The sequence below is a fragment of the Nocardioides sp. NPDC051685 genome, from assembly GCF_044453405.1.
Classification (GTDB): Bacteria; Actinomycetota; Actinomycetes; order Propionibacteriales; family Nocardioidaceae; genus Nocardioides.
Genome location: NZ_JBITCR010000001.1, coordinates 231,140 through 250,449 on the forward strand (window position 1 = coordinate 231,140; position 19,310 = coordinate 250,449).

At 69.9% G+C, this 19,310-nt stretch carries 21 protein-coding genes; 14 read left to right on the top strand and 7 right to left on the bottom strand.

Going from position 1 to position 19,310, the window contains the following annotated elements:
- Positions 1-9: 9 nt before the first annotated feature.
- A complete protein-coding gene (locus ACIA03_RS01140; protein WP_396978410.1) occupies positions 10-1,659 on the top strand; it encodes a DNA repair helicase XPB in 1,650 nt (549 codons plus the stop codon).
- A gap of 110 nt (positions 1,660-1,769) precedes the next feature.
- Positions 1,770-6,425, top strand: a complete 4,656-nt coding sequence (locus ACIA03_RS01145) for a family 78 glycoside hydrolase catalytic domain (RefSeq protein WP_396978412.1) — start codon at positions 1,770-1,772, stop codon at positions 6,423-6,425.
- Positions 6,426-6,427: 2 nt separating this feature from the next.
- Here the strand turns inward: ACIA03_RS01145 and ACIA03_RS01150 are convergent, their stop codons facing one another.
- The 3 genes from ACIA03_RS01150 to ACIA03_RS01160 are packed head-to-tail and all read right to left on the bottom strand — an operon-like array spanning position 6,428 to position 7,830.
- Positions 6,428-6,685 carry a hypothetical protein gene (locus ACIA03_RS01150; protein WP_396978414.1) on the bottom strand — a complete coding sequence of 86 codons (258 nt, stop codon included), beginning with the start codon at positions 6,683-6,685 and terminating at the stop codon, positions 6,428-6,430.
- A 43-nt stretch (positions 6,686-6,728) separates the two neighbouring features.
- Entirely contained in the window at positions 6,729-7,379 is a 651-nt protein-coding gene (locus tag ACIA03_RS01155) for a hypothetical protein (protein WP_396978416.1), read from the bottom strand.
- Positions 7,369-7,830, bottom strand: coding sequence for a pyridoxamine 5'-phosphate oxidase family protein (locus tag ACIA03_RS01160; protein ID WP_396978418.1), 462 nt, complete (start codon positions 7,828-7,830; stop codon positions 7,369-7,371). The genes ACIA03_RS01155 and ACIA03_RS01160 overlap by 11 nt, the downstream gene beginning before the upstream one ends.
- Positions 7,831-7,891: 61 nt before the next feature.
- On the opposite strand from ACIA03_RS01160, the gene ACIA03_RS01165 reads away from it, so the two are divergent.
- Positions 7,892-8,188 (top strand): DUF1905 domain-containing protein, encoded by a 297-nt coding sequence (locus ACIA03_RS01165; protein ID WP_396978420.1) that lies wholly within the window; start codon positions 7,892-7,894, stop codon positions 8,186-8,188.
- Positions 8,189-8,242: 54 nt separating this feature from the next.
- Entirely contained in the window at positions 8,243-9,145 is a 903-nt protein-coding gene (locus tag ACIA03_RS01170) for an aminoglycoside phosphotransferase family protein (RefSeq protein WP_396978422.1), read from the top strand.
- Positions 9,146-9,157: 12 nt separating this feature from the next.
- Here ACIA03_RS01170 and ACIA03_RS01175 read toward each other — a convergent pair whose 3' ends face one another.
- A complete protein-coding gene (locus ACIA03_RS01175; protein WP_396978424.1) occupies positions 9,158-9,781 on the bottom strand; it encodes a TetR/AcrR family transcriptional regulator in 624 nt (207 codons plus the stop codon).
- On the bottom strand, positions 9,778-10,389 hold the full coding sequence (locus ACIA03_RS01180) for a hypothetical protein (protein ID WP_396978426.1): 612 nt from the start codon (positions 10,387-10,389) through the stop codon (positions 9,778-9,780). The genes ACIA03_RS01175 and ACIA03_RS01180 overlap by 4 nt, the downstream gene beginning before the upstream one ends.
- A gap of 91 nt (positions 10,390-10,480) precedes the next feature.
- Here ACIA03_RS01180 and ACIA03_RS01185 point away from each other — a divergent pair, with 91 nt between their 5' ends.
- The 8 genes from ACIA03_RS01185 (at position 10,481) to ACIA03_RS01220 (ending at position 17,081) form a co-directional block, all read left to right on the top strand.
- Positions 10,481-11,479, top strand: coding sequence for a TIGR01777 family oxidoreductase (locus tag ACIA03_RS01185; RefSeq protein ID WP_396978428.1), 999 nt, complete (start codon positions 10,481-10,483; stop codon positions 11,477-11,479).
- Positions 11,476-11,772 carry a DUF2087 domain-containing protein gene (locus ACIA03_RS01190; protein WP_396978430.1) on the top strand — a complete coding sequence of 99 codons (297 nt, stop codon included), beginning with the start codon at positions 11,476-11,478 and terminating at the stop codon, positions 11,770-11,772. Before ACIA03_RS01185 ends, ACIA03_RS01190 begins: the two co-directional genes overlap by 4 nt.
- Positions 11,773-11,799: 27 nt before the next feature.
- The gene (locus ACIA03_RS01195) at positions 11,800-12,219 is read left to right on the top strand and encodes a hypothetical protein (protein ID WP_396978432.1); all 420 of its coding nucleotides are present in this window, start codon (positions 11,800-11,802) and stop codon (positions 12,217-12,219) included.
- Between the two features lie 56 nt (positions 12,220-12,275).
- Positions 12,276-12,932: an exonuclease domain-containing protein gene (locus ACIA03_RS01200; protein ID WP_396978434.1), complete on the top strand. Its 657-nt coding sequence runs from the start codon at positions 12,276-12,278 to the stop codon at positions 12,930-12,932.
- A gap of 98 nt (positions 12,933-13,030) precedes the next feature.
- A complete protein-coding gene (locus tag ACIA03_RS01205; RefSeq protein ID WP_396978436.1) occupies positions 13,031-13,891 on the top strand; it encodes a peptidoglycan-binding protein in 861 nt (286 codons plus the stop codon).
- Between the two features lie 73 nt (positions 13,892-13,964).
- Entirely contained in the window at positions 13,965-15,161 is a 1,197-nt protein-coding gene (gene serA / locus ACIA03_RS01210; RefSeq protein WP_396978438.1) for a phosphoglycerate dehydrogenase, read from the top strand.
- 17 nt (positions 15,162-15,178) lie between these two features.
- A complete protein-coding gene (locus ACIA03_RS01215; RefSeq protein WP_396978440.1) occupies positions 15,179-15,796 on the top strand; it encodes a hypothetical protein in 618 nt (205 codons plus the stop codon).
- 40 nt (positions 15,797-15,836) lie between these two features.
- Complete coding sequence (locus ACIA03_RS01220) at positions 15,837-17,081, top strand: MFS transporter (RefSeq protein ID WP_396978442.1); 1,245 nt, start codon at positions 15,837-15,839, stop codon at positions 17,079-17,081.
- On the opposite strand, the gene ACIA03_RS01225 is transcribed toward ACIA03_RS01220, so the two are convergent.
- A complete protein-coding gene (locus ACIA03_RS01225; RefSeq protein WP_396978444.1) occupies positions 17,082-17,345 on the bottom strand; it encodes a DUF4031 domain-containing protein in 264 nt (87 codons plus the stop codon).
- Between the two features lie 73 nt (positions 17,346-17,418).
- Between ACIA03_RS01225 and ACIA03_RS01230 the strand changes: the two genes are divergently transcribed.
- Positions 17,419-17,769 carry a hypothetical protein gene (locus ACIA03_RS01230; RefSeq protein WP_396978445.1) on the top strand — a complete coding sequence of 117 codons (351 nt, stop codon included), beginning with the start codon at positions 17,419-17,421 and terminating at the stop codon, positions 17,767-17,769.
- A 22-nt stretch (positions 17,770-17,791) separates the two neighbouring features.
- Here the strand turns inward: ACIA03_RS01230 and ACIA03_RS01235 are convergent, their stop codons facing one another.
- Positions 17,792-18,505 carry a GntR family transcriptional regulator gene (locus ACIA03_RS01235; RefSeq protein WP_396978447.1) on the bottom strand — a complete coding sequence of 238 codons (714 nt, stop codon included), beginning with the start codon at positions 18,503-18,505 and terminating at the stop codon, positions 17,792-17,794.
- A gap of 147 nt (positions 18,506-18,652) precedes the next feature.
- On the opposite strand from ACIA03_RS01235, the gene ACIA03_RS01240 reads away from it, so the two are divergent.
- Positions 18,653-19,264, top strand: coding sequence for an alpha-ketoglutarate-dependent dioxygenase AlkB (locus ACIA03_RS01240; RefSeq protein WP_396978449.1), 612 nt, complete (start codon positions 18,653-18,655; stop codon positions 19,262-19,264).
- Positions 19,265-19,310 lie beyond the last annotated feature (46 nt).

The following is a 19,310-nucleotide window of genomic DNA, read 5'->3' on the forward strand; positions in this document are numbered from 1 at the left end:
GCTGGTTCGGTGAACGACGGCCCCCTGATCGTCCAGTCGGACAAGACGCTGCTGCTCGAGGTCGACCATGCCCGGGCAGGTGAGTGCCGCAAGGCGATCGCGCCGTTCGCCGAGCTGGAGCGGTCGCCGGAGCACATCCACACCTACCGGCTGACCCCGTTGGGTCTGTGGAACGCACGCGCGGCCGGGCACGACGCCGAGCAGGTGGTGGACACGCTGCTGGAGTTCTCCCGCTATCCCGTCCCTCACTCCCTGCTGGTCGATGTCGCCGAGACGATGGCCCGCTACGGCCGCCTCCGGCTCGAGAAGAACCCGGCCAACGGGCTGGTGCTGGTCTCCTCCGACCGGGCGGTGCTGGAGGAGGTCATCCGGGCGAAGAAGGTCGCCGGGATGCTGGGCGAACGGCTCGACGAGGACACCGTCGTCGTCCACCCCTCCGAGCGCGGCAACCTCAAGCAGGCGCTGCTCAAGCTCGGCTGGCCGGCCGAGGACTACGCGGGCTACGTCGACGGCGAGGCGCACCCGATCGCGCTGGACACCGCCGACTGGACGCTGCGCCCCTACCAGTCGGAGGCGGCCGAGTCGTTCTGGCACGGCGGCTCCGGAGTCGTCGTGCTCCCTTGCGGCGCCGGCAAGACGCTGGTCGGTGCGGCCGCCATGGCGCACGCTCAGGCGACCACGCTGATCCTCGTCACCAACACCGTCTCCGCGAGGCAGTGGAAGGACGAGCTCGTACGCCGCACCTCACTGACCCCGGACGAGATCGGCGAGTACTCCGGGTCGGTCAAGGAGATCCGGCCGGTCACGATCGCCACCTACCAGGTGCTGACCACGCGCCGGAAGGGCGCCTACCCGCACCTGGAGCTGCTCGATGCCCGCGACTGGGGGCTGGTCGTCTATGACGAGGTCCACCTCCTGCCCGCCCCGATCTTCCGGATGACCGCCGACCTGCAGGCGCGCCGCCGGCTCGGCCTGACCGCGACGCTGGTGCGTGAGGACGGGCGCGAGGGTGACGTGTTCTCCCTGATCGGCCCCAAGCGCTACGACGCTCCCTGGAAGGACATCGAGGCGCAGGGCTGGATCGCCCCGGCGGACTGCGTCGAGGTGCGGGTGACCCTGCCCGCCGACGAACGTCTCGTCTATGCCACCGCCGAGCCCGACGAGCGCTACCGGATCGCCTCGTGCACGCACCACAAGATCGACGTGGTCAAGGAGATCCTCGCCTCCCACGCCGGCAAGCCGACGCTGGTGATCGGCCAGTATCTCGAGCAGCTCGACGAGATCGCCGCCTCGCTCGACGCCCCAGTGATCGAGGGCAAGACGTCGGTCAAGGAGCGCCAGCGGCTCTTCGACGCCTTCCGCTCCGGCGAGATCGACCTGCTGGTCGTCTCCAAGGTCGCCAACTTCTCCATCGACCTGCCCTCGGCCGAGGTCGCGATCCAGGTCTCCGGCGCCTACGGCTCCCGCCAGGAGGAGGCCCAGCGTCTCGGCCGTCTGCTGCGCCCCGGCGACGGCAACAAGACCGCGCACTTCTACACGATCGTCTCCCGCGACACCATCGACGCCGACTTCGCCCAGAACCGTCAGCGGTTCCTGGCCGAGCAGGGCTATGCGTACCGGATCGTCGACGCCGACTCCCTCGACGACCTCACGTCCTGACATCGGTTGAATCGTCAGCAGTGGCCGGATGCGGCCATTTCACTGCGAGCAAATGTGACGAGCGCCATACTCTCTGAAGCGTTTCAATTCCTCGACTTCAGGAGTTCCGCGTGCGCCGACACATCGCCGGACTGATCACGGCCACCCTCGCCATCGCCCTCTCGCCCGCACTGCCCCCACTCGCCGCCAGCGCCGCTCCATCGACCGAAGACGTGGTGACGGGCACCGTCCCCGTCGTCAGGGAGCTGCGTACGAATGCGCTCGTCGATCCCCTCGGCATCGCGACGACCGCCCCCACCTTGGGCTGGCAGCTCGACTCCGACCGCCGCGGAGTGACCCAGAAGGCGTACCAGATCCGGGTCGCGACCTCGGAGCGCCGGCTCTCCTCGCCTGACGTGTGGGACAGTCGGAAGGTGAGGTCCGGGCGGTCCGTCGACGTCCGCTACGCCGGGCCCGCGCTGAAGCCTCGAACGGACTACGTGTGGTCGGTGCGGGTCTGGGACGACGAGGACGTAGCGTCCGCGTGGAGCGAGCCGGCGACGTTCGCGACCGGCCTCGGGAACGAGGCGTGGTCGGCGGACTGGATCGGTGCGGAGACTCCCGAGCTGGGCGCGGAGTGGACCGACTACACGATCGAGTTCACCGCCTCCGACATCGGCGGGGCCCTCGGGGTCTACTTCCGTGGCGAGAACACCGAGAACGCCTACATGTGGCAGTTCAGCGAGTCCGACGACGCGCTTCGTCCGCACGTGAAGCGCAACGGCGGCTACTCCGTGCTGCCCGCGAAGCCGGTCCCGAGCGGCTTCGACTTCGCCGCGGAGCACGACTATGCGATCACCGTCGCCGGCGACACGATCACGACCACGATCGACGGCCAGCAGCTCGACCAGCGCACCGACGCCACGTTCGCCGGGCCCGGGATCATGGGCTTCCGCACCTACGGCGCCGAGCACGGACTGGTCCACGACGTGACCGTCACCAGCGCCGGTGGCACCACCCTCGTGGACACCGACTTCCCGACCGGCGACCGCACCTTCACCGCCGGCACCGTCACCGCCGGCGGGCTCCGCGTCGACAACACCGGCGGCGAGGCGTGGCTGCGCGGCGACGACGCGGTGCCGCTGCTGCGCAAGGAGGTCGACCTGGGCGAGAAGAGCATCGCCCGCGCCCGCGTCTACGCCTCGGCACGCGGCGTCTACGAGCTGCGCCTCAACGGCGAGCGGGTCGGCGACGCCGAGCTGGCACCCGGTTGGACGGCGTACGACAAGCGCATCGACTACCAGGCCTACGACGTGACCGAGCTGGTGCGTTCCGGATCGAACGTGCTCGGGGCCGAGGTGGCACCCGGCTGGTACTCCGGCAAGGTCGCGATGTTCGGCACCGACGTCTACGGCACCGACAACTCGGTGATCGCCGAGCTCGTCGTCGACTACTCCGACGGCACCAGCCGGGTCGTCCGCACCGACGACACCTGGCGCACCACCGGCGGTCCCACCCGTGAGGCCGACCTCCTCGACGGCGAGTGGTACGACGCCCGCCGCGCGGCCGAGGTCGACGGCTGGGACGAGGCCGGCTACGACGACGCGGACTGGGCCGCCGTCGCCGTACGGGACGAGCCGACCGACGTGCTCGAGCCGCAGACCGCGGTCGCCGTACGCGTCACCGAGGAGCTCGAGACCGCCAAGCGGATCGACTCCCCGACCGACGGTGTCTACCTCTACGACCTCGGCCAGAACATGGTCGGTCACGTCCGTCTCACCCTGCAGGGCAAGAAGGGCCGGACGGTCACCATCCGCCACGGCGAGGTGCTCAACCCGGACGGCACCCTCTACACCGCCAACCTCCGCAGCGCGAAGGCCACGGACACCTACACCTTCGGTTCGGACGAACCGGAGACGTACGAGCCGTCCTTCACCTTCCACGGCTTCCGCTACGTCGAGATCTCCGGGCTGGACGAGGCACCTGACGCCTCCGACATCGTGGGCGTCGTGGTGGGCACCGACGGCGACCTCACCAGCACCCTCGACACCAGCTCGGACCTGGTCGACCAGCTGCAGAGCAACATCGTGTGGGGAATGCGCGGCAACTTCCTCTCCATCCCGACCGACACCCCCGCTCGCGACGAGCGGATGGGCTGGACCGGCGACATCAACGTGTTCGCCCGGACGGCGGTCTACAACATGGACTCCGAGTCGTTCCTGACCAAGTGGCTGCAGGACCTGCGCGACACCCAGCGCCCGAACGGGTCGCTGCCCGGCGTCGCCCCGGTCGTCCCCGGCCGCTTCGACGGCGGCTACGAGTCGGCCGGCTGGATGGACGCGGGCGTGCACGTGCCCTGGACGCTGTGGCAGGCCTACGGCGACACCGGCGTCATCACGGAGAACTACGACATGATGAAGCGCTACGTCGACTTCCTCGACGCCGACTCGACCGGCCACATCCGCTCCGCCGGCGGCTACCTGGACTGGCTCAACCTCGACGACCCGACGCCCGCGGACGTCCTCGACACGGCCTTCGTCGCGAAGAGCACCCGCGAGTTCGCGCAGATGGCGAAGGCCATCGGCAAGGACGCCGACGCGGCGGCCTACCAGGCTCGCTACGAGGCGATTCGGGCTGCGTACCAGCAGGCGTTCATCGCCGCCGACGGGTCCGTCAAGGGCGACAGCCAGACGGCGTACATCCTCACTCTGACCAACGATCTGGAGCCAGAGGACCGTCGCGACGCCGTCTACGACCAGTTCGTGCAGACGCTCGAGCGGCGTGACCACCACCTCTCCACCGGGTTCCTGGGTGTCGACGGGTTGCTGCCCGCCCTGACCAAGGCCGGACGCACCGACATCGCCTACCGGCTGCTGCAGCACGAGGACTACCCGTCCTGGGGCTATGAGATCGGCAAGGGTGCGACCACGATCTGGGAACGTTGGAACTCGATCAACCCGGACGGCTCGTTCAACGACGTCGGCATGAACTCCTTCAACCACTACGCCTACGGCGCCGTCGGCGAGTGGATGTACCGCACGATGGCCGGCGTCTCCGCGGCCGAGCCCGGCTATCGCAAGGTGTTGATCGCGCCGGAGCCGGGCGAGGGTGTCGACCACGTCGACTACCGTCTCCAGACCCCGTACGGAACCGTACGCAGCACCTGGGCGACCGACGACGGCCCGATGACCCTGGACGTCACGGTGCCGGCGAACACGACCGCCGAGGTGCGGATCCCGGCCGCGAACCGGTGGGCGGTGACCGAGGACGGATCGCCGATCGAGGACGCGGAGGACGTCGAGTTCGTTCGTCATGACGACGGTGTCGTCGTGCTGGAGGTCGGCTCCGGCAGCTACCGGTTCGCGGTCGCCCCGACGCTCGGGGACCTCGGGGCCGCCCGGGCCGGGGCCGCCGAAACGGCCACCGCGGTCTCAGCACTGCCGCTCGACGGCAACGCCGGCAAGGCGGCCAAGCGCGACCTCACGAAACGGACCGCGACCCTGCGCGAGGAGATCGGCGGGGCGTGGGACCTCGCCACCCGCGGCGCTGCCGACGAGCGGGTCGCCGAGGCGGTCCACCACGCCCTCGCGGCGGCGGCCAGCCTGCGCCAGGTCATCGAGATGTACGCCGACAACGGCGTGCTCCCCGATGCGACGGCGGCCGGCCTTCGCGATCACGTGGCGGCGATCGCGAAGAGTCTGTCGCGCGCATCGGCCCGACTGGTCGGTGCCGTCGCCACCCTGCAGGTCCCCACCGACGAGGTCCTTCCAGGTGACGTCGTCGACGTCTCGGTGAGCATCGACAACAGCGGCAAGCAGCCACTGAGCGAGCTGAGCTCGACGCTCGACCTGCCGGACGGATGGACGGCGGAGCGGGTCGGCGAGCCCGCCGGCACCGTGCCCGCCGGCGGACGGGTCGAGCACGCCTACGAGGTCACCGTGCCCGAAAATGCCGCGGTCGGACCGACCGAGCTGACCGGCGAGCTGACGTACAGCCGCTCCGGTGGCACCGCCACGCTCCCTGTAGGCAGCACGCTGATGGTCGGAGCGGGCGTGCAGATCACCGGGACGTCGAGTGCTCCGGCGTCGGTCGATGGCGGCCAGACGGCAACCGTCACCGCCAGGCTGCACAACCGCAGCGACGTCACCCAGCGCGGCGCGCTGTCGCTGACCGGCCCGACGGGCTGGGCAGCGGACCCGGAGGGCTTGGAGATCCCGGCAGGACAGGACGCCGAGGTCGACATCGAGGTCGTCGTGCCGCGAACCGTGGTCGCGGGCCCGGTGTCCTTGACCGTCGCGACCGGAGCGACCCCGACCGAGCAGGCGGCCGCCACCGTGACCGTCGGACTCGCAACGCCACCCTCGGAGTCGACCGATCATGTCGACCTGGGTGAGGCGAGCTCGGAGACGGCGCACGGGCTGACCGCCTCAGAACGGTCGGGGACCAACCAGGAGGCCGGGCTGACTCGCCGCTACACACACTCCTCCTACCCCGGCGGCTGGTTCGAGTTCGACGCCGCGGTGCCGACGGATCGAGCGTTCGTGGTCCGCATCGTGGAGACGTTCGACGGTGCACGACGCAAGACCTATGACGTCGAGCTCGACGGTCAGGTCGCGCACAGCGTCGACCTGACCCGCACCAGCGGCGGGCAGGGCACCATGACCCACCAGTTCCTGGTCGAGCCCTCGACACTGACCACGGACGGCTCGGTGCGGATCCGGTTCCAGGACACCGGCGCCGACTACGACCCGTCGGTCGCCGACGTCTGGGTGCTGCCGGTGGCATGACCTCAACCCAACGCCACGACGCGCAGCCGATGGGGTGGTGGACAGTTCTGCACCCACAGGTCCCGGCATTCCTGGCACAGCAGGTAGGTGTGGGTGCAGCGGTCGTCCGGACAGAGCACCGTCACTGCGTACGCCGCCACCTCGCCACAAGGCTCCGCGTCGCTGTCCGGGCTGCCACAGCTGCACTCACAGGCAGGCCGCTCGCCGAGCTCCTCCTCGAGCCGGTCGATCTCCTCATCGATGGTCGTGCTGATGGTCATGACATCTCCTCCGTCTGGATCGGATGTCGTCCTCACCCATCACCTAAGCAGAGGGCACCGACATTTCTGCCTCGTGGATCGTGGTCTCGAATCCGAGATCGGGCCGGGAGCCGCCGACCGGGCTCAGCTGCACGACGAGTCCGGTCGCCACGTCCAGCGCGATGTCGTACGCCTCGGGGTAGACCGTGCCCGCCCGCGGCTCCCACCCCGGGGCGCCGTCGCCGTACTCGAACCAGTCGGTGACCCGCGACCACAGCAGCGGACAACAACCGCACCGCGGCTCGTACCCGTCCCCCGGCACGGCCCGCGCCCACCATGTCTCCCGGCCTGCCCGGGGCTCCGAACGCAGGTCGCTCAGCGCCACGTCGGCCGAGAGTTCCTCGGGATCCAGCATCGAGACGAACACGTAGTTCTGCCACATCGGGTCGTCGATGTCGTGGGTGTAGGCACGCGGCCGGCTCGCCACGAGACCGTCGTCGCGCAGCACCGGCTCCGGAACGGTGGTCGCCTCGTCGCTGATGACACGCTCGCCCGCGGCGTCACGCACCCGCAGCCGGCCGGGCCGGCGCAGCCAGCACTCGACGTCGCCGTCCGTCCCCGCCCGCCACGTGAAGTGCAGGGCGGAGAAGCGCCACGGCGACGACCGGGCGAGCGCACGGAAGGTGTCCTCGGTCAGCGTGAGCTCAGCTCCCATCCGGCCCACCCTCGTCCAGCCAGCGGCCGTTCCGCATCAGATGACGGCCGTCGAGCTCGTTCGACTCGCGCCAGGCCTGGATCTTCGTCGGCCGGATGCGGATCAGGCTGTCGGCCCAGCTGCTCGGGTCCCCGCCCTGCTTGGCCGCATAGATCTCGAGGACCTGCTTCGGAGTCTGCGCCATCGGCTCGACCTCGGCACGACCGTCGACGATCACGACGTCGCGCAGCTCGCCGAGCGCCAGCCGGACGACCGGAGAGGCCGAGAGGTTGCGCTGCGTACGCGCCCCTCCCATGCTCGCGATCCAGATCTCGCCCTCCCACCACACGAACGAGATCGGCACCAACCACGGCTGGGCGTCGTGGGCCGATGCGATCCACAGGTCGACGTCGTTCTCCAGACGCGCGCGGGTGTCGGCGAGTCTCTGGTCGAGGGAGCGAGGGGCGGCCATGGCCGCACCCTAGTCCGCGACCGAGCAGGCGACCCAACGGTTTCCGAGGGAGGATGGGGCCGTGGAGACCTGGGAGTTCGAGGCCGAGCTGTGGCCGTGGAAGGGCGAGACCGACGCCTGGATCTTCGTGACCGCGCCACCCGAGGTCACCGAGGAGATCCGGGAGGCATCGATCGCGATCGGTCCGCCGCGCGGCTTCGGTTCGGTGAAGGTCGAGGCACGGATCGGCGCGACCATCTGGAGGACATCCGTCTTCCCAGGTCAGGAGGGCTATGCGCTGCCGATCAAGAAGGACGTACGCCGCAAGGAGGACCTCCAGGTCGGCGACCGCGCCCTCGTCTCCATCACCCTCGTCTGACGCCTGCGAAAATCATGCGCGCCGCCGGGCGTCGGCATGGTTGGCTCAGCCGCGATGAACGCCCCGATGCACGACGACGAGCTGACGATCGACGAGGACCTGGTGAGGTCCCTGCTGAGGCGGGACCTCGCCGCGTACGCAGAGCTTCCCCTCCGCCCGCTGGACTCGACCGGGTCGACCAACCGGCTCTTCCGGCTGGGCGAGGACCATCTCGTACGCCTCCCCCGGCAGCCCGGCGGATCAGCCATGATCACGCAGGAAGCGCGCTGGTTGCCCGGCTTCGCGACCAACCTCGCGGTGGCTACGCCCGAGGTGGTGACGGTCGGCGAGCCGGGCTTCGGCTACCCCGAGCGCTGGAGCGTGGTGCGCTGGCTCGATGGCGAGAAGCCTGCCCCCGGCGCGAGTGACGTCACCGCCGCAGACCTGGCCTCGGTCGTGGCCGGGCTCCGCCGGACCGAGGTGCCCCAGGAGGCGCTCGCCGACCCCGAGCTGCGCTGGTATCGCGGTGAGCCGATCGCCGGCTTCGACGCCGACGTCCGGTTCCGCCTCAAGGAGTGTCGCGAGCTCGCCGATCTCGAGCTGGACCTGGACGCGGTCGAGTCCGTCTGGGACGAGGTGATGGCCCTGCCCCCGGCGGAGGCCGGGACGCACTGGCTCCACGGCGACCTGCTCGCCGAGAACCTCCTCGCCCGCGACGGCCGCCTCACTGCCGTACTCGACTTCGGCGCCCTCTCCGTCGGCGACCCCACCGTCGACCTGATCTGCGCCTGGGAGCTCCTCGACGCCGCCGGCCGCGACGAGTTCCGCAGGATCCTCGACCTCGACGACGCCACCTGGCTCCGCAGTCGCGGCTGGGCCCTCTTCATCGCCGTCATGACCTTCCCCTACTACTGGCAGACCATGCCCGTACGCTGCGCCGACCGCCTCGTGATGGCCCGCGCCGCGCTGGCGGGCTGAGACAGGTCGGCGCTAGCCGCGGCCCTTGAGCCGGGAGCGAAGGACGAGCCGGGCCGCCGGCCCGAGATCCTCGATGACCTCGACGAGCGTGCCGAGCTGCTCGAGCGAGGCGAAGGCCGACTCGGCGCCCGGGCGGTCGACACCGTCGTACATGAGCAGTCCGATGAACGCCGAGCTGATCGCGCGCGACAGCCCAGGCGCGTCCACCACACCCTCGACCGGACTTCCCTCCAGAGCACGAGCGACCGCGGCCTCGATCTCCTCGTTCCACCGGCCCATCGCGTAGCGACCTGTCTCGGCCAGCGTCTTGTCCCGCTGCGCACCGGCCAGGAGCTGGGCCATCACCGTGATGTTGCCCGCGGCCCGCTCCCGCTCGTGAAGCACCTGCCCGAGCTCCAGCAACTCGCTCAGCGAGGTCACCTCGGCGAGCTCGTCGCGGTAGGACGCCGCCGCCTCGTCCGTCGCCGCCCGGCACGCCTGGTCGACCAGGTCCATGACGGTTCCGAAGTGGTAGAAGACCAGCGCCTGGTTGACCCCCGCGCGGTCGGCGACAGCGCGCGCCGAGACACCGGCGATCCCGTCCTCCTTGAGCAGGTCGGTGACCGCCGACATCAGCTTGGCCTTGGTGGGGTTCATTCTCGGGCGGGCTCCTTGGTGACGAGCAGGTCGAAGAGGATCAGCACGGAGCCGAGTATGCCTCCGCTGGCGAGTCCCAACAGCATGACCCCGGCAACGGCGCCCGGCTCGGACGCCCCGGCATCGGACAGGCCAACCACAGCGCTCGCGACGCCGCAGACCACGCCTAGGGCGGCAGCTGCGATCACCATGTGCGGAAGCGGAATCCGTACGCCGCGCGTCACCGCCTCGCCGAACCAGGCCGCCAGCACACCGGACAGGCCGGCGATGACCAGCAGGACCCCGATGTTCTCGCTCGCCTCGCCCGGCCCCTCATTCGCGATGAACACCGCGAACCCCAGCGCGAAGGTCATCCCGAATCCCACGAGCCCGGGCCAGATCCGGTCCACGACCGGCGACGACGGCAACAGCACCGCCGGCGCGACCAGTACCGACTCGACCAGCCCCACGACGACGCCGACGATGCCGCCGTACCAGGCTCCGAAGAGCGTCCCGGCGATCGGCAGCAGCGCACTTCCCACGCCTCCTCCGATGACGACACCGAGCACGGCCCCGAAGAACCACCACCGGCACAACGCCCAGAACACAGACCACATCCGATCAGCCACGTACGCCTCCTCGAGTCATTTGAGCGATTGCTCAAATCTAAGGTAGCGCAGATCTTGAGCGATCGCTCAAATAGGTCCTATGGTCGCTCCCATGAAGATCGTCATCCCCGGTGGAACCGGCCAGGTCGGAGGCATCCTGCGGCGTGCCTGGAGCACGCGAGGGCATGAGGTCGTGGTGCTCTCGCGCCACCCGGAACAGCTGGAGGAAGGCGTACGTCATCGTCTCTGGGACGGCCGGACGATCGGTCCGTGGGCCGAGGAGATCGACGGCGCAGACGTGGTGGTCAACCTCGCCGGCCGGACGGTGAGCTGCCGCTACACCGATGCCAACCTGAAGCAGATGATGGACTCGCGGATCGAGTCGACCCGGGTCGTCGGCGAGGCGATCGCGACGGCCGCCAACCCGCCGAACACCTGGCTGCAGATGAGCACCGCGACGATCTACGCCCACCGCTTCGACGCGCCCAACGACGAGGCCACCGGCATCATCGGCGGCAGCGAGCCCGACACCCCTGCCTACTGGGAGTTCTCGACACGCATCGCCAAGAGTTGGGAGGCCGAGCAGGCCGCGGCGGAGACACCGCACACCCGCCGGGTGGCACTCCGCTCGGCGATGGTGATGAGCCCCGACAAGGGCGGTGTCCTCGACGTACTCCTCACCATGGCCCGCCTCGGCCTCGGTGGCCCGGTCGCCGGCGGCGACCAGTTCGTCTCGTGGATCCACGAGCGGGACTTCGTACGCGCCTGCGATCTGCTCATCGAGCGCGCCGACATCTCCGGGCCGGTGAACATGGCCGCCCCCGGGGCGCTGCCCGAGCGCGACCTGATGCGCGTGCTGCGCAAGGAGGCGGGGATGCCGATCGGGCTGCCCGCCACCGCCTGGATGGCCGAGATCGGCGCCTGGGTGATGCGTACAGACACCGAGCTGCTCCTCAAGAGCCGCCGCGTCGCCCCGGGACGGCTCCTCGAGGCCGGCTTCGAGTTCGAGCTCCCCGCGTGGGAGGCGGCCGCCCACGACCTCGTCGCCCGAGCACGGCAGCGGAGAAACCACTCGCATCCCGGGCATGCGGCGAGCACGATGGATGGGTGACCCGCGCGACCTGGCAGCCCCGACCCGACGACGCCGAGACCCTCCGACGGTTCTTCGGCAAGGACGGGCGGCTGCTGACGATCCCGTCGAAGCACGCCAGGTTGCTGGTCGTGCTCAACCAGCTCGCGCAGTCCTTCGAGCCCGGGAAGGTCTATCCCGAGCGCGAGGTCAACGAGATCCTCGGACGGTTCCACGACGACTTCGCCGCACTCCGCCGCTACCTCTACGAGGAGGGGTTCATGATGCGCGAGGGTGGCTTCTACTGGCGCGACGGCGGGAGCGTCGACGTCTGACCCCACAGGATCCGGCATGATCGCCCCATGACGATGCCGCAGCAGTCGGGCCAGCCAGCGCCCGGACAGCCGCCCGTTGGATGGATCGACCTGACCATCCAGGGCAGCCACATGACCTCGAACCTGATCGTGCCGACCGTGCTGCTCAACGGCCACCAGATGCCGACGCAGTACGGGCGCAACGTCTTCCCGGTGCCGCCGGGGCACTGGAATGTCGACATGTACACCCAGTGGACCTGGCGGTTCGGCAAGGCAGCACTGAGCTTCGACGTCGCCGAGGGCCAGACCGTCCCGGTCTTCTACTCCTCGCCGATGACCGGCTTCAGCAAGGGCGCGATCGGGCACGTCAAGCAGCGCAAGCCCGGCGTCCTCGGCTTCGTCCTCACGATGGCCATCCTGCTGATCGTCATCGTCGGCGTCGTGGCCCTGGCCGTGGCGACCGGCTAGCTCGCCCGAAGGGGACACGGGCAGGACTGTCGGTGCCCACCGATAGCGTCAGCACCGTGACCACCACCGAATCACGCGGCCGAAGCGAAGCCCAGGGAAACCGACGGGGCTACGCGGTCCTCGATGTCGAGACGACCGGGCTCGACCCCTACCGCGACCGCGTGATCCAGGTGGCGATCCGTCAGATCTCCGCAGACGGCACCGCGGAGTCGGAGTGGGAGACGCTGGTCAACCCCGGCGCCGGCGTCGACCCGGGACCGGTCGAGGTCCATGGCCTGACCAGCGCCGACCTCGCCGGCGCCCCACCCTTCCGGGACGTCGCCGCCACGATCGCCGAGCGCCTGGCCGGCCGGGTCTTCGTCGCCCACAACGCCCCGTTCGACTGGGCGTTCGTGGCCGTGGAGTCCGACCGTGCGGGCGTGCGGCTGGACGTCCTGGAGTGGCTGTGCACGATGCGGTTCGCGAAGGCGCTCGCGCTGGAGGTGCCCGACAAGTCGCTGGCCACGATCGCGGCCTACTACGCGGTCGAGCAGCTGAAGGCACACGACGCCGGCGACGACACCCGGGTGGCCGCGGAGATCCTGCTGCGCGAGCTGGCGGACGCCGACCGGGCCGGTCTCACCCTGCCGCTGGTGGCCTGCAACAGCTCGCGCCACCGCCTGAAGCGGACCCTGCGTCGCTGGTTCAGCCCGCTCCTGCGACCCCTTCGTTGAGATCGTCCCATCATCCGGGACATTTCCAGCAGAGATGCAACCGGAGCACCCGGTTCGGCCATCAGTATGTCGTCGGCCCGACTTAACCTTGAAGGGCCATGGTCCGGAGCGAGGCGATGAAGATGGTCAAGCGGGGAATGATCGCCGGGGCGCTTGCCGCCCTGCTGGCAACGACGTTCGCGGCCTGCGCCGCAGAACCGGCCGCCGCGCCGCCCGAGCCGACGGCCTCACAAGCCGCAGCCTCCCCCTCCACGAGTCCCTCGCCGAGCGCCTCGACGACTCCCAGCGAGAAGCCGAAGCCCAAGCCGTCCCCGACCTCGGGCCCGCGGCTCTTCGGCAAGGGGGACAGCGGCGACGACGTACGCGACCTGCAGGCGCGCCTGAAGCAGATCGGCTGGTTCAACGCGGGCGTGACCGGCTTCTACGGCAACGTCACCACCGAGGCCGTCTCGGGGTTCCAGGCCAAGCGCGGCATCGCGGTCACCGGCTTCGTGGACCAGACCACCCTCGACCGTCTCCACGCGATGACCCGCGAGCCGACCGAGGCCGAGCTGACCAACGCCCCGCCCCCGATTCCGTCGGGCAAGCTGGACCCGCGCTGCCTGACCGGCCGGGTGATGTGCATCGACAAGACCACGTCCGTGCTGCGCTGGGTCATCGACGGCACGGTGCGGATGAGCGTCGAGGTGCGGTTCGGGTCACAGGAGCTGCCCACCCGTGAGGGCCAGTTCTCGGTCTTCGCCAAGAGCCGCGACCACGTCTCGACGATCTACCACACCTCGATGCCGTTCGCGATGTTCTTCTCCGGCGGCCAGGCCGTCCACTACTCCCCCGACTTCGCCGCCAACGGCTACAACGGCGCCTCCCACGGCTGTGTCAACGTGCGCGACTACGCCGCCATCACCTCGCTCTACGACCAGGTCGCCATCGGCGACGGGGTCGTCATCTACTGGTCCTGAGGCCGCGGCGCGCCGCCGTCCGGCCCTCGGGCAGGATTGAGGAGGCGTACGGCTCGCGTCTTAGGCTTGAGCCATGAAGGCGCTGCTCCTGGAGAACATCCATCCCGTCGCTGTCGAGAACCTCGAGAAGGCCGGCTTCGAGGTCGAGCTGCGCAGCAAGTCCCTCTCCGAGGACGAGCTGGTCGAGGCCCTGCCGGGGGTGACGCTGCTCGGCATCCGCTCCAACACCCACATCACCCCGCGGGTACTGGACGCCGCGCCCGACCTGAAGGCGATCGGCTGCTTCTGCATCGGCACCAACCAGGTCGACCTCACGGCCGCCGCCGAGCGCGGTGTGGCCGTCTTCAACGCCCCCTACTCCAACACCCGTTCGGTCGTCGAGCTGGTGATCGGCTACATCATCTCCCTGGCGCGACGCCTGCCGGAGAAGACCGAGAAGATGCACGCCGGCATCTGGGACAAGTCCGCGAAGGGCTCCCACGAGGTCCGCGGCCGCACGCTCGGCATCATCGGCTACGGCAACATCGGCACCCAGCTGTCCAACGTCGCCGAGGCGCTGGGCTTCTACGTCATCTTCTACGACATCGCCGACCGGCTGGCCCACGGCAACGCGCGCCGGATGAAGTCCCTCGACGCGCTCCTGGCCGAGGCCGACGTGGTCTCCATCCACATCGACGGGCGCCCGGGCAACCTGGGCATGTTCGGCGAGGAGCAGTTCGCGAAGATGAAGCCGCGCTCGCTGTTCATCAACGCGGCGCGCGGCTTCCTGGTCGACAACGACGCGCTGCGCAAGCACATCGAGTCGGGCCACATCGCCGGCGCCGCGCTCGACGTCTTCCCGATCGAGCCCAAGGCCCAGGGCGACGCCTTCGAGAGCCCGCTGCAGGGTCTCGACAACGTCATCCTGACCCCGCACGTCGGCGGTTCGACGCAGGAGGCTCAGGAGGAGATCGGCTGGTTCGTCTCCGGCAAGCTGCGCGACTTCATCCAGTCCGGGTCGACCGCGCTGAGCGTCAACCTGCCCGCCGTCCAGCCGCCGCCGCTGGGTGAGGGCGCGCGCCTCGCGCTGCTGCACGACAGCGTGCCGGGCGTGCTCGCCGAGCTCAACAACCTGCTCGCCGCCGAGGGTGTCAACGTGACCGGTCAATACCTCGCCACCGCCGGCGAGACCGGCTTCGTGGTCACGGACGCGACCAGCGTGCCGCCGACGACGCTGGAGAAGATCGAGGGCAACCCGCACACCAGGTGGGTGCGCGTCTACCACGCCTGACGCTAGCGTGATGGCCCATGGAGCTGCCCCGACATTGGCCGCTGCCTGACGCAACCGACCTTCTCGGTGATGTTCTGGCAGCGTACGACGAACCGACCCGCCGCTACCACGACCGCCGGCACCTCACCGAGGTGCTGGACCGGATCGAGGAGCTGCGGGAGGAGGGGGAGCGCTTCGACGCGCTGACGGTCGTCCTGGCGGCGTTCTTCCACGACTCCGTCTACGACGGGGAGCGCGACGCCGAGGAGCGTTCTGCCGCGTGGGCCGAGGACGCGTTGGGCGCCCACCTGGACGCCGACACGGTGGCCGAGGTCGCTCGCCTGGTGCGGCTGACCGAGACCCACGACCCGGAGCCCGACGACCACGGCGGCCGGGTGCTCTCCGACGCCGATCTGGCGATCCTGGCGGCGCCGGCCGAGCGGTACGCGGAGTACGTCGCGACCGTCCGCGAGGAGTATCAGCACCTCTCCGACGAGGAGTTCCGCGTCGGTCGCGCCCAGGTCCTGGAGCGGCTGCTGGAGAAGGAGTCGCTCTTCTCGACGCCCTTCGCGAGGATCAGCTGGGAGGCCGCCGCGCGGGCCAACATCTCGGCCGAGATGGAGACCCTGACCACATACCTGTCACCTGACCGATAACAATTCGTAACGAACAGCTCACCGGTGACAGAATCTCGAGGTGAGCTTCCAGACGTACGCCGACCTGTGGCGGATCCCCGACGTTCGCCGCATCCTCGTGCTGGGTCTGTTCCTGCGGATCCCGATGCCGGCGTCCTCTGTCATCGTGACCCTTCACGTGGTCGGCCCGCTGGACCGCTCCTATGCCGAGGCCGGCCTGGTCTCGACCGTCCTCGCGATCGCGATGGCGATCTCCGCGCCCTGGCTCGGCCGGCTCCTCGACCGCCTCGGCCTGCGACGTACGCTCCTGCTGCCGCTGGCCATCCTCCCGATCACCTGGTCGATCGCGCCCTGGGTCGGCTACCTTCCGCTGATCGCGCTGGTCGCCGTCGCCGGGCTCTTCACCGTGCCGTCCTGGTCGATCGTGCGCCAGGTCGTGCTCCGCTCGGTCGAGCCCCGGCAGCGCACCGCGGCACTCAGCGCCGACGCGATCATGACCGAGCTCGGCTTCATGGCCGGCCCCGTCATCGGCGTGCTCAGCGCCAGCTACCTCGGCACCTCCTGGGCGCTGCTGGTGATCCAGTGGCTCGGGATCGGGTCCGCGCTCGTGCTGTGGCTCCTCAACCCGATGATCACCGAGGGCGGGCCGGCCGTTCCGAGCGACGCGGTCCCCAGTGTCTCCGTCGCTCCGAGGCGCCGCTTCGGGCTCCCGTCGTGGGTGAACCCGGGCGTCGTACTCCTCCTGGCCGGCACCTTCACCGCCTCGCTCATCCTGATCGCCGAGGACCTCGGCACCGTGGCCGCGATGCGCGACTTCGACCGCACCGCCCTCCTCGGGCTCGTGATGGCGATCTGGGCGCTCGGCTCCCTGCTGGGCGCGCTCATCTACGGCGCCCTCAACCGCCACCCTCCGGCCGCGCTGATGCTGGTCCTGCTGGGCGCGTCGACCGTGCTCACCGCGTTCGCCTGGGGCCCGATCTCGTTCGCCGCCCTGCTGCTGCTCAGCGGCTTCTTCTGCGCCCCGACCCTGACCGCCGCGCTCGAGGCGATCACCACCCGGGTCCCCTCGACCGTACGCGGCGAGGTGATGGGCTGGCACGGCTCGGCCATCACCCTCGGCAGCGCCATCGGCGCCCCGACCGCCGGGTTCGCCATCGACCTGATCGGCTGGGAGGGCGGCTTCGTCCTCGGCGGCGGTCTCGGCCTGCTGATCGCGGCGGCCATCTGGCTCGCCGTCCGACGGATGTCCACCCCGGCGGAGGCGTCACTCCCGCCGGGCGAGAAGTCGCCCGCGTCGGCCGAGTAGTCAGCGCGTGCCGCGTTTGCGGCGGCGTAGGCCGGCGGCGAGGAGAGCGGAGACCAGGACCCGGGAGGTGACCTCGACGGCGCCGGCGGCGACCAGGTCGTCGTAGGCCTCGGCAGGAACGTCGTAGTGGTCCCGGTCGAAGCCGCGGGCGGGGATCCCCATCCGGCTCGCGAAGGCGTGCAGCTCCTCGTAGGAGGTGTCGCTGGCCAGGTGCGACCACATCCGGCCGCGACTGGGTACGTTCGGCGGGTCGATGAGGATCACGGGCCATTCTTACCGCATGCCCCAGTTCCTTCCTGGTGTCACAGCCTTGACCGGTCGGCAAGAATGGTCCGTGATGAACACGACAGTGCTGTTCGAGGCTCGGGCGAGGGTGCTCCATGACCTCGAGGCCCGCGGACTCGCCGGCGCCGCCGCCGTCTCCGCCCTCGAGGACGCGATGACCGAGCGCGGCTGGTGGGTCGAGCAGTGGCCGGAGGGCAAGGCGTACGTCGCCGGCCTGGTCGCCCAGGACGTGCAGGACCTGCTCTTCGACGGCGAGAGCTCCGCGCGCTGGCCGGTGTGCACCACGTGTCCGCCCGAGTCTCCGGTGCACTCGCTCCACATCACCCCCGACCTGGGCGGCCCGGACCCGATCTGGGTCTGCGAGGAGAGCGGCGACGTGGTCGCACCGCTCGGCGACCTCTGACCCACCTCGAGCCCAGCAGCGGTCAGGACGGACCGAGCTGCAGGTGCAGCGCGTAGCGGTCGGCACGGTAGACCGAGCGGCACACCTCGACGTAGCGGTCCCCCGCGACCGACTTCCGCTGCCTGCGGAGCACGGGCACGCCGACCGAGAGACCGAGCAGGGTGGCCTCCTCGATGTTGGCCACATCGGCACGGAACGTGTCGTCGACCCACGACGGCCGCATCTGCCGGCTGGCGAGCTCGGCGTAGAGACTGGTCGGCGCGGCGCGGTCGAGCAGCCCGGGGACGATCGCCTCGTCGAGATAGACGTCCTCGATGCAGATCGGCACCCCGTCACTGCGGCGCAGACGCCGCCAGTGGACCACGGCCGCGCCCTCCTTGATCCCGAGCGCGCGGGCGATGGTCGGCCCCGCCTTCTCCCGGCCGAGCAGCAGCGTCTCGGAGGATGCCTGCATCCCGCGGCGAGCCATCTCCTCGCTGAACCCGAGCACCGGACTGGCCGCCCTCGGCGGGCGCGCCACGAAGGTTCCCCGGCCCGGGATCCGGACCAGCAGGCCGTCGGCGACGAGCGCGTCGAGCGCCTGCCGCACGGTCGCCCGGGCGACGCTGAACTTCTGCACCAGCTCGCGCTCGGAGGGCGCGGAGGCTCCCGGGCTCTCGCCGACGACCAGCTCCCGGACGTACTCCCGGATCTGGACGTGCTTGAGCGACCGCTCACCCTCGACCGACCGGACCATGAGCAGAGCGTAGGTCTACGCATCGCGTACGTCCCGGAAATGGTCAAGTTGTGACATTGCAACGAGATGAGGCAGGCGAAGTGCAACGAAACATCCATGGCTGGATATCACTAGAACATTTGTTCGATAGCGAGGTATGCTGCGAGGGTGGACTTCCAGGGAACACTCTTCGCACCCACGGACGACGAGACCACCGAGACGACCTACGAGCGGATCCTTCTGGACCGCGGCGCCTGGGTCGACATCGCCCGCGGCTGGCTGCCTGATCCCGACGACGTCTTCGCGGCGCTGGTCAGCGATGTCCCGTGGCGCGAGGAGCGCCGGCAGATGTACGACCGCGTCGTCGACGTGCCTCGGCTCCTGCACACCTACCTGCAGGGCGACCCGCTCCCCCACCCGCGACTCGCCGAGGCCCGCGGCCGCCTGACCGCCCACTACCTGCCCGAGCTGGGCGAGCCGTTCGTGACCGCCGGTTGCTGCTACTACCGCAACGGCCACGACTCGGTCGCCTGGCACGGCGACAAGATCGGTCGCGGCCGCACCGACGACACGATGGTCGCGATCGTCTCCGTCGGCGACCCTCGCCGCCTCGCACTGCGCCCCCACGGAGGCGGCAAGGGGATGAGCATCCAGATGGGCCACGGCGACCTCGTCGTCATGGGCGGCTCCTGCCAGCGCACGTGGGAGCACGCCATCCCGAAGGTCTCCTCCGCCGGCCCCCGGATCTCGGTCCAGTTCCGCCCCCGCAACGTCTTCTGAGGCAGCCCCCAGATACGTTCCGTACGCTGGTAGGAAAGGATGGGAC

What these genes read in the sequence shown, in the direction of transcription:
- ACIA03_RS01155 (WP_396978416.1), bottom strand. Translation starts at nt 7,379, where the DNA reads ATGGGAGCTGAGCTCACGCTGACCGAGGACACCTTCCGTGCGCTCGCC.
- ACIA03_RS01150 (WP_396978414.1), bottom strand. Translation starts at nt 6,685, where the DNA reads ATGACCATCAGCACGACCATCGATGAGGAGATCGACCGGCTCGAGGAG.
- ACIA03_RS01160 (WP_396978418.1), bottom strand. Translation starts at nt 7,830, where the DNA reads ATGGCCGCCCCTCGCTCCCTCGACCAGAGACTCGCCGACACCCGCGCG.
- ACIA03_RS01185 (WP_396978428.1), top strand. Translation starts at nt 10,481, where the DNA reads ATGAAGATCGTCATCCCCGGTGGAACCGGCCAGGTCGGAGGCATCCTG.
- ACIA03_RS01205 (WP_396978436.1), top strand. Translation starts at nt 13,031, where the DNA reads ATGGTCCGGAGCGAGGCGATGAAGATGGTCAAGCGGGGAATGATCGCC.
- serA (WP_396978438.1), top strand. Translation starts at nt 13,965, where the DNA reads ATGAAGGCGCTGCTCCTGGAGAACATCCATCCCGTCGCTGTCGAGAAC.
- ACIA03_RS01170 (WP_396978422.1), top strand. Translation starts at nt 8,243, where the DNA reads ATGAACGCCCCGATGCACGACGACGAGCTGACGATCGACGAGGACCTG.
- ACIA03_RS01215 (WP_396978440.1), top strand. Translation starts at nt 15,179, where the DNA reads ATGGAGCTGCCCCGACATTGGCCGCTGCCTGACGCAACCGACCTTCTC.
- ACIA03_RS01230 (WP_396978445.1), top strand. Translation starts at nt 17,419, where the DNA reads ATGAACACGACAGTGCTGTTCGAGGCTCGGGCGAGGGTGCTCCATGAC.
- ACIA03_RS01195 (WP_396978432.1), top strand. Translation starts at nt 11,800, where the DNA reads ATGACGATGCCGCAGCAGTCGGGCCAGCCAGCGCCCGGACAGCCGCCC.
- ACIA03_RS01175 (WP_396978424.1), bottom strand. Translation starts at nt 9,781, where the DNA reads ATGAACCCCACCAAGGCCAAGCTGATGTCGGCGGTCACCGACCTGCTC.
- ACIA03_RS01235 (WP_396978447.1), bottom strand. Translation starts at nt 18,505, where the DNA reads ATGGTCCGGTCGGTCGAGGGTGAGCGGTCGCTCAAGCACGTCCAGATC.